The sequence below is a fragment of the uncultured Sphingomonas sp. genome (assembly GCF_964235535.1).
GTDB lineage: Bacteria > Pseudomonadota > Alphaproteobacteria > Sphingomonadales > Sphingomonadaceae > Sphingomonas.
The window spans coordinates 22,260-28,484 of record NZ_CAXSBH010000037.1; the positions used below are offsets into that span (position 1 = coordinate 22,260).

Annotated in this window: 9 protein-coding genes and 1 pseudogene; 5 read left to right on the forward strand and 5 right to left on the reverse strand. The window is 67.0% G+C overall.

The genetic code is table 11. The features are described from left to right. Positions 1-4 precede the first annotated feature (4 nt). From ACFE7F_RS11300 to ACFE7F_RS11310, 3 genes are all read left to right on the forward strand, one after another. Positions 5-808: a LytR/AlgR family response regulator transcription factor gene (locus ACFE7F_RS11300; RefSeq protein WP_375403951.1), complete on the forward strand. Its 804-nt coding sequence runs from the start codon at positions 5-7 to the stop codon at positions 806-808. Positions 809-888: 80 nt separating this feature from the next. After that, positions 889-1,578 carry a hypothetical protein gene (locus ACFE7F_RS11305; RefSeq protein ID WP_375403952.1) on the forward strand — a complete coding sequence of 230 codons (690 nt, stop codon included), beginning with the start codon at positions 889-891 and terminating at the stop codon, positions 1,576-1,578. A gap of 61 nt (positions 1,579-1,639) precedes the next feature. Next, positions 1,640-3,499 carry an ATP-binding cassette domain-containing protein gene (locus ACFE7F_RS11310; protein ID WP_375403953.1) on the forward strand — a complete coding sequence of 620 codons (1,860 nt, stop codon included), beginning with the start codon at positions 1,640-1,642 and terminating at the stop codon, positions 3,497-3,499. Here ACFE7F_RS11310 and ACFE7F_RS11315 read toward each other — a convergent pair. Together ACFE7F_RS11315 and ACFE7F_RS11320 are read right to left on the reverse strand one after the other, a co-directional pair. Then, entirely contained in the window at positions 3,496-3,780 is a 285-nt protein-coding gene (locus ACFE7F_RS11315) for a DUF3297 family protein (RefSeq protein ID WP_375403954.1), read from the reverse strand. The two genes, ACFE7F_RS11310 and ACFE7F_RS11315, sit on opposite strands and share 4 nt — an antisense overlap. A 93-nt stretch (positions 3,781-3,873) precedes the next feature. Continuing rightward, positions 3,874-4,314: a hypothetical protein gene (locus ACFE7F_RS11320; RefSeq protein WP_375403955.1), complete on the reverse strand. Its 441-nt coding sequence runs from the start codon at positions 4,312-4,314 to the stop codon at positions 3,874-3,876. Between the two features lie 132 nt (positions 4,315-4,446). Here ACFE7F_RS11320 and ACFE7F_RS11325 point away from each other — a divergent pair, with 132 nt between their 5' ends. Continuing rightward, positions 4,447-4,845: an EVE domain-containing protein gene (locus ACFE7F_RS11325; RefSeq protein ID WP_375403956.1), complete on the forward strand. Its 399-nt coding sequence runs from the start codon at positions 4,447-4,449 to the stop codon at positions 4,843-4,845. Beyond that, positions 4,842-5,210, forward strand: a complete 369-nt coding sequence (locus ACFE7F_RS11330) for a hypothetical protein (RefSeq protein ID WP_375403957.1) — start codon at positions 4,842-4,844, stop codon at positions 5,208-5,210. Before ACFE7F_RS11325 ends, ACFE7F_RS11330 begins: the two co-directional genes overlap by 4 nt. Here the strand turns inward: ACFE7F_RS11330 and ACFE7F_RS11335 are convergent. The 3 genes and pseudogenes from ACFE7F_RS11335 to ACFE7F_RS11345 all read right to left on the reverse strand — a co-directional run. After that, complete coding sequence (locus tag ACFE7F_RS11335; protein ID WP_375403958.1) at positions 5,207-5,440, reverse strand: type II toxin-antitoxin system prevent-host-death family antitoxin; 234 nt, start codon at positions 5,438-5,440, stop codon at positions 5,207-5,209. The genes ACFE7F_RS11330 and ACFE7F_RS11335 overlap by 4 nt on opposite strands. Then, positions 5,440-5,973, reverse strand: coding sequence for a hypothetical protein (locus tag ACFE7F_RS11340; RefSeq protein WP_375403959.1), 534 nt, complete (start codon positions 5,971-5,973; stop codon positions 5,440-5,442). Before ACFE7F_RS11340 ends, ACFE7F_RS11335 begins: the two co-directional genes overlap by 1 nt. Next, positions 5,970-6,225 (reverse strand): annotated as a pseudogene (locus tag ACFE7F_RS11345) (translational GTPase TypA); the annotation flags it as partial. The gene ACFE7F_RS11340 and the pseudogene ACFE7F_RS11345, both read right to left, overlap by 4 nt.

Below are 6,225 nucleotides of genomic sequence, written 5' to 3' on the forward strand. Positions count from 1 at the left end.
CCCGATGACAATCCGCACCATCCTCGTCGACGACGAACCGCTGGCGATCCAGGGGCTGGAGATCCGCCTTCAGGCGCACCCGGACGTCGAGATCATCGACAAATGCCAGAACGGCCGCGAGGCGATCCGGTCGATCAAGACGCACAAGCCCGATCTGGTGCTGCTCGACATCCAGATGCCCGGCTTCGACGGCTTCTCGGTGGTCCAAGGGCTGATGGAGGTCGAGCCGCCGCTCTTTGTCTTCGTCACCGCTTATTCCGACCATGCGCTGCGTGCGTTCGAGGCGCAGGCGGTCGATTACCTGATGAAGCCCGTCGAGGAGACGCGGCTCGCCGACACGCTCGACCGCGTCCGCCAGCGGCTGTCCGACAAGCGCGGCGCAGGGGAGACGGAGAAGCTGAAGGAGGTACTGGCCGAGGTCGCGCCCGACGCGGCGGGCGAGATGGCGGGCGAGACGGCGGGCGACCACGCATCCAACCGATTCGAGAAGCTCATCAACATCAAGGACCGCGGGCAGATCTTCCGCGTCGACGTCGACACGATCGAGCGGATCGACGCGGCCGGCGACTATATGTGCATCTACACCGCCGACAACACGCTGATCCTGCGCGAGACAATGAAGGATCTGGAGAAGCGGCTCGATCCCCGGCGTTTCCAGCGCGTCCACCGTTCGACGATCGTCAATCTCGACCTGGTCAAGCAGGTCAAGCCGCACACCAACGGCGAATGCTTCCTGGTGCTGGGATCGGGCGCAAGCGTGAAGGTTTCGCGCTCCTACCGCGACGTGGTCGCGCGGTTCGTTCATTAAGGTGCGTGCAATCTCCGCGCGGTTACGGGCACGTTTCATCCGGCCAGCGCGCCGGCTCCCGATCAGGAGATCGCATAGGGATGAGGACGGGAATGTGGGCCGCGTTGGCCGGAACGGTAGCGATCCTCTCGTCCGCGGCGGTTGGCGCTCAGTCGCCCCGTGATCTGCTGACCCAGGCGTCGTTCGTCGATCGCGACCGGGTGGTCGCGTTGCGGCGGGTGACGCAGGCGCAGACCGTGGCGACCACTCAGCTGCAGCGTGCGCCCGGCGACCGCGAGGCCGCGCTGATGCAGGCGACCGCGCTCGGATATCGCGCCAAGCTGACCGGGAGCCGCTCGGACGCGATCGCCGCGCGCAAGGCGATGGAGTTGCTTGTGGCTAGGATACCGTCCGATCCCGAACGTCAGATGCTGCTGGGCGCGTGGCACACGGGCGCGATCGACAAGCTCGGCCGATTGGTGGCACGGGCGGCCTTGGGGGCGAACAAGGCCGCCGGGTTGGCTGCTATCGACCGCGGCGTCGCGCTCGGCGGTACGCGCGCCATGTTTCCGGCCCTGGCGGCGATGCTGCGGCTCGGCCTGGACCCGGCCGACCCGCGCGGACGTCCGCTACTCGAGGCCGCAATCCGCGGCGCCACCCCGACGGCGATGGATCGCCGGCTCCAGCGCAGTGCGGCGGCGATGCTGCCGTCCGTCCGCGCCGGTGACCGCAACGCGACGCGCAAGCTCGCCAAAGCCCTGCTTCCGCTCGGGGCCATCGTCGAGGACTGACTTGGGCGGGACGAGCTGTGCGGCTCGCTCCCTCCGATCCTTTCTGCTAAGCGCTCTCCCCATGCTCAGCCTCGATGCCGTCACCGTCCGCCTCGGCGGGCGCGTCATCCTCGACCGCGCCACCGCGTCGCTGCCGCCCGGCTCGCGCGTGGGGCTGATCGGCCGCAACGGCGCGGGCAAGTCGACCTTGGTGCGCGTGATCGCCGGGTTGCTCGATCCCGATGACGGGTCGGCCGACATGCCGCGCGGCAGCCGCATTGGTTATCTGGAACAGGAGGCCCCGTCCGGCCCGGCCACGCCGTTCGAGACGGTGCTCGCCGCCGACATCGAGCGCGCGGCGCTGCTGGAGGAGAGCGAGACCTGCCACGATCCCGATCGGCTCGGCCACGTCCACGAACGCCTGCTCGCCATCGATGCCTACGCCGCGCCCGGCCGTGCGGCGCGCATCCTGTCGGGCCTGGGTTTCGACGAGGAGGCGCAGGGGTGCCCGCTCGACAGCTTCTCGGGCGGATGGAAGATGCGCGTGGGGCTTGCCGCGCTATTGTTCTCGCAGCCCGACCTGCTCCTCCTCGACGAGCCATCGAACCACCTCGACCTCGAAGCGGTGCTGTGGCTGGAGGATTTCCTGCGCTCCTACCGCGCGACGATCGTCGTGGTCAGCCACGAGCGCGATTTCCTGAACAACGTCGTCGACCACATCCTGCATCTGTCGGGCGGCAAGGTGCAGCTCTATCCGGGCGGCTACGATGCGTTCGAGCGCCAGCGCGCCGAGCGGGTCGCCCAGATCGAGGCGGCGCGTGCAAGCCAGGCGACGCAGCGTGCCAAGCTCCAGGACTACATCGCCCGCAACTCGGCGCGCGCATCGACCGCCAAGCAGGCGCAGAGCCGCGCCAAGGCGCTGTCACGTATGCAGCCGATCGCCGAGCTACATGAGGATCCATCGCTCCGCTTCGACTTTCCCGATCCGACCGAGTTGCGCCCGCCGCTGATCACGCTCGACATGGCTAGCGTCGGCTACGGCGACGTGCCGATCCTGAAGCGGCTGAACCTCCGGCTCGATCCGGACGACCGGATCGCGCTGCTCGGGCGCAACGGCAACGGCAAGACCACGCTCGCGCGCCTGCTCGCCGCCCAGCTCGCGGCGATGGAGGGGGAGATGGCCTCGTCGGGCAAGATGAAGGTCGGTTACTTCACCCAGTACCAGGTCGAGGAGCTCGACGGCGACGACTCCGCGCTCGAGCACATGGCGCGCGTGATGCGCGGCGCGAGCCCGGCGGCGGTGCGCGCGCAGCTCGGCCGGTTCGGCTTTTCGGGCGACAAGGCCGTGACGAAAGTAGGCCGACTCTCCGGCGGCGAGCGCGCAAGGCTAGCCTTGGCGCTGGTGACGCGCGACGCGCCGCACCTGCTGATCCTCGACGAGCCGACCAACCACCTCGACGTCGATGCGCGCGAGGCGCTGGTGCAGGCGCTCAACAGCTATACGGGCGCGGTGGTGGTGGTCAGCCACGACCGCCACATGCTCGAAATGACCGCCGACCGGCTGGTGCTGGTCGATGACGGCACCGCGCGCGAGTTCGACGGGACACTCGACGATTATATTCGGCTGGTGCTGACGGGCGACAGCAAGCCCGCCGCGTCCAAGCGCGACAAGAAGGAAGAGAAGCGCCTCGCCGCCGCCGCGCGCGAGGCGGACAAGCTGGCGCGGCAGAAGCTCAAGGACTCGGAGGCGGAGGCGGCGCGGCTGACGGCGCAGCGCGACGCGCTGGATAAGGCGATGTTCGACCCGAAGGCGGCCGACCCGCAGCTGGCCAAACTCGCGATGGGCGACCTGATGAAGCGACGCGCGGAGGTGCAGGCCAAGGTCGAGGCCGCAGAGGCCCGCTGGTTGGCGGCGAGCGCGGTGGTGGAAGAAGCGGCCTAGGCCTGCTGGGTCTCGTCGGCTGCTGGCTCGGCGTCGCCGTCGACCGGCCGCTCGATCCACGCCTCGACGGGGCCGGACAGCTTGAGCGTCAGCGGACGCCCGCGCCGGTCGACCTTCTTGCCGAGCGCTACGCGGATCCAACCCTCGGACAGGCAATATTCCTCGACGTCGTGCCGCTCCAGATCCTTGAAGCGGATGCCGACGCCGCGCGCGAGCAGCGCCTCGTCGTAATGCGGGCTGTCGGGGTTGGTGGAGAGGCGGTCGGGAGCGTTATCGGTCATCCTCGCGCCCCTAACCGCATCGGCGCACGGGCCGCCACAAAAAAGCGGCGCGGGGTATGCCCCCGCGCCGCCCTTGACCGAACGGTGCCCGGCTCAGTAGCCGTAATAACCGCGCGGCGCGCCGTAATAGCCGTCGTTCCGGCCGTAATAGCCGTTGCCACGACCATACTGACCGCGCGGGTCGCCGTAGTAACCGTCACGGTAGCCGTTGCGGTACGCACGGCGGGCCTGACGCGCCTGCCGTCGATCGAAGCGGCGATCATAGACATAGCCGTCGTTGTAGCCGTTATAACCGTTGTAGCCGTAGCCGCGGTCGTAATAGCCGCCGCCACGGTAGCCGCGATTCCGGTTGCTCGACGCGATCGCCGCGCCGAGGCCGAGCCCGACGATACCGCCGAGCACCGCGCCCGCCGCCACGTCGCCGCCGCCCCGGTTGTAGCGCCGGTAACGCTGCGCTTCGGCCGGAGCCGCCGCCGTCAACGCGGTTGCCGCGAGCGTCGCGCCCAGGACCGCCTTCGTCATCAGATTAGCCATGAACAGACCTCCTTACAGATACGCCCGGTCCGCTATAGGAACGCAAATACTTGCGAGCGTGGGACGGTAGTTAGCGGAGCCGATCTGAACCGCGGCGTAACGACTCGTTAAGATTGGGGACCGACACGGGAAATGGCCAAATGGTTGCTCAAGACGGAGCCGGCGAGCTACGGCTGGGCCGACCTGGTGCGAGACGGCGGCACCGAATGGGACGGCGTCCGCAACGCCGCGGCCGCGATAAATCTCCGCGCGATGCGCCAAGGCGATCTGGCACTGCTCTACCACTCGGTCACCGAAAAGGCGGTGGTCGGCACCGTCCGCATCACGCGCGAAGCACGAAAGGACGGCGCGGAAGGCAACTGGGTCTCGGTCGCGATCGAGCCCGTTGACCCGCTCACCCACCCCGTCACGCTCGCCGCGATGAAGGCGGACCCGCGCCTCGCCGGCCTGGCGATGCTCCGCCAGTCGCGCCTGTCGGTGTCGCCGGTCGGGGAGGAGGAATGGGCGGTGCTGATGGAGCTGGCCGGATGACCACGCTCCTGTTCGTCTACAACGCCGACGACGGCGTGTTCGCCGCGATCGGCGACGCGGTGCACAAGGTGATATCGCCCGACACCTACCCCTGCTCGCTCTGCGCGATCACCTACGGCGCGCTCCGCATGCGGCCGGGGTGGAAGGCGTACTTGCGGTCGTTGCCTTACGAGATCGGGTTCTTTCACCGCCCGGATTTCAAGCGAGCTTATCCCAACTTCGCAGATCTGTCGCTTCCCGCGATCCTAGTCGATAAGGGCGCAGGCCCATATCCGCTGATCGACTCAGAGACGCTGGATAACATCGGCAATCTCGAAGAACTGATCACCGCTCTCGACGCCGCTCTGAAACGACAGTGTCCTTAACGGGCCGTTCGTTCTATTGCGGCCTTCATCGCTTGCTGAAGCAGCTCATAGTCGCGCCAGGAGATCAGGATGATCGGCTCGAAGCCTCGACGCGAGACGCGTAAGACTTTTCGCTCGCGGCCGACCTTCTTGAAATATAAGGCGAGATGTCGACGGAACTTACTAGCTGTGGCGTGGATCATAGATGAATAGTGCGGCAGTCCGTTGAAGGACGCAAGCTCCGCGACCATCAATCGCAGATCCGACGTTCATCAGCGCGACCCCGCAGCTCGGCGCAGACTTCACGGATGGCCGAGACCAGATGAAGGCGTCGCTCCGGTCGCATAGCCGGTATCCAGACGACGAAGTTATTCCATACCGCGATGTAGGGAGCGCCATTCGGTTTCGGCAGATCGGCCGAACCAGTGCCATCGGCAAGCACTACGTCGGGACGTATGTCGCCGATATACTCGTAAGGAATGTGGGCCCGGATATTCTCGTCGCGCATGACCGTCAGCCCGTCATCGCCGACGATGTAGCGCGTACGTCCTCGCAACTTAATGTCGCGGAACTCGCAGCCGACCGGCACGACTGCAATGAATACACCCGTGAAGCCCAGGAAGAACAGCCCGCCTCGGCTCGGCCCAGACTCGAACATCACGAATGCGATTACGCCGTAGAAAATCACGGGCGGCGCCCAGCGAAGCCATCGTCCACCGTCCATCCGCACATCGATGCTCGGCCGAACCACGAGCATCGGACGTGCCGACGGCGCATTGATCACGCCGCCTGCTTCGCCCGGCTCGCGCGTTTGCGCTCGTTGGCGTCGAGGTGGCGTTTGCGCAGGCGGATGGATTTGGGGGTGACCTCGACCATCTCGTCGTCGTCGATATAGGCGATCGCCTGTTCCAGCGTCATGCGCTTGGGCGGGGCCAGCCGGACCTGATCGTCCTTGCCGCCGGACGCGCGGAAGTTGGTCAGCGCCTTGGTCTTCATCGGATTGACCTCGAGGTCGTCCGGCTTGGCGTTCTCGCCG

Excerpts from the sequence above, each read along its gene's own strand:
- ACFE7F_RS11300 (WP_375403951.1), top strand. The coding sequence starts at position 5 with ATGACAATCCGCACCATCCTCGTCGACGACGAACCGCTGGCGATCCAG.
- ACFE7F_RS11305 (WP_375403952.1), top strand. The coding sequence starts at position 889 with ATGAGGACGGGAATGTGGGCCGCGTTGGCCGGAACGGTAGCGATCCTC.
- ACFE7F_RS11310 (WP_375403953.1), top strand. The coding sequence starts at position 1,640 with ATGCTCAGCCTCGATGCCGTCACCGTCCGCCTCGGCGGGCGCGTCATC.
- ACFE7F_RS11315 (WP_375403954.1), bottom strand. The coding sequence starts at position 3,780 with ATGACCGATAACGCTCCCGACCGCCTCTCCACCAACCCCGACAGCCCG.
- ACFE7F_RS11320 (WP_375403955.1), bottom strand. The coding sequence starts at position 4,314 with ATGGCTAATCTGATGACGAAGGCGGTCCTGGGCGCGACGCTCGCGGCA.
- ACFE7F_RS11325 (WP_375403956.1), top strand. The coding sequence starts at position 4,447 with ATGGCCAAATGGTTGCTCAAGACGGAGCCGGCGAGCTACGGCTGGGCC.
- ACFE7F_RS11330 (WP_375403957.1), top strand. The coding sequence starts at position 4,842 with ATGACCACGCTCCTGTTCGTCTACAACGCCGACGACGGCGTGTTCGCC.
- ACFE7F_RS11335 (WP_375403958.1), bottom strand. The coding sequence starts at position 5,440 with ATGGTCGCGGAGCTTGCGTCCTTCAACGGACTGCCGCACTATTCATCT.